The sequence below is a fragment of the Candidatus Macondimonas diazotrophica genome (genome assembly GCF_004684205.1).
Lineage (GTDB): Bacteria > Pseudomonadota > Gammaproteobacteria > UBA5335 > UBA5335 > Macondimonas > Macondimonas diazotrophica.
Window position 1 is genome coordinate 1 of the sequence record NZ_SRIO01000063.1, and the last position, 1371, is coordinate 1371.

Here is a 1371-nt window from a genome sequence, read left to right on the forward strand (position 1 = left end):
TTGCCGTATCCAGCAGGCTGCGCAGAATCTCCCATGGAGACAGGCCGGAATAGTCCGCGCCGCCGCATGATCCTGGAATGGCCAGGAATGACGCCTGATCAACGGCAGAAGCGCCAAACGCGTTGCGTGCCACAAAATACGCGGCCGCACCAATCCCATCATCTGGAATTCCATCAATAATCCGCGTCGCCTCAACAACAATTGGCAATGCCAGATTTTCAGCGCTTGCTGTGTAATCGACTCTCAGATGAGAGGTTTCCAGATGCCCGACTGGAGGACGATACGTCGGCCGGATGGCGATGTCGGCGATATACTGAAATTGCGGCGCGGAAGGGCTCTCCTTGGCTGCCAGCACAAAACTGAGGCCGTCGCCTGATTTTGTGATCACAACATCATTGTAGTCTGTTCCGCTAAGTGATCCGGAAGTTGACGCCAAATCGCTGATTTTGGGAGAGCCGTCTACCGTGCCGGTGAAAACCCGCACAGACCCGCCAGAAACCGACGCTTGCCGCGCAGATATCTGCACCCTGTCGAATTTTACCCGCGTGTAATTGGGCTTTGTGTTCGCGACATGAATAAAATTGTAGCTTGACCCTGCGGCAGGTATTTTCCCGAGAATCTTTGTTCTGGTGCCGGCTTCCGATAGTACAACGCCGACCGGAAGTTCGAGCGATGTGGAGTTCCGATGAAAGAACCGCCCGATTTGCGGAACTTGTGGCGTTTCTGACGATCCTGAATCAGGCAGCCATGTTACTGAATAATCACTTGCATCAACATCATAACCGCCCTGATTCGCAAGCTCAGTCCAATTTCCATCGAGCGGCGGGCCGCTGTCGAGCGAGACGTAATCAAGCGCCATTTGCTCGCCTGGGATCAGCTGGTAAATCACCAACCCTGCAACGGCGCCAGTTGATGCCCCATTAATCCAAGCCAATACGCCGCCGATCCAAATTCGGTGAACCTTGTATTCGCCAACGCCCAGGCATAGCACGTTTCGGCGCAAAACGGTTGACCCGCTACCTCTGCAATATGGGGGGTGAGCAATGTCAGGCGCAAAAACCGCGCGCCCGTATCGATCTGGAATCCTGTTATCTGGCGCTGGCTCGTTGACAAGCGTCTTGTCTGGAGAATAGGGCGAGCCAGGATCTGCGGCTGTCCTTCTGGCATTGATCCGCGATAGAAACCGGCCGATTAATGCATTGGCTGTTCGTGCCGGCGCCAAAGCGGCTTTGCGCACAGATGGCATCCCGCCACGTTCTCGAAACTGCTGATATCGGTCGATTGCCGCCCGGATATTTTTGCCAGGATACCAGTCAGAGTTTTGCGCTGCGCTGTCTGCGAAAAACGACTGATGCGCGGGCAACTCTGGGT

The 1371-nt window shown here is 55.0% G+C and carries 1 protein-coding gene; it reads right to left on the reverse strand.

The window, feature by feature from the left end; genetic code table 11:
• On the reverse strand, positions 1-1371 hold a 1371-nt coding region (locus tag E4680_RS14220; protein WP_167792536.1), incomplete at both ends, for a hypothetical protein.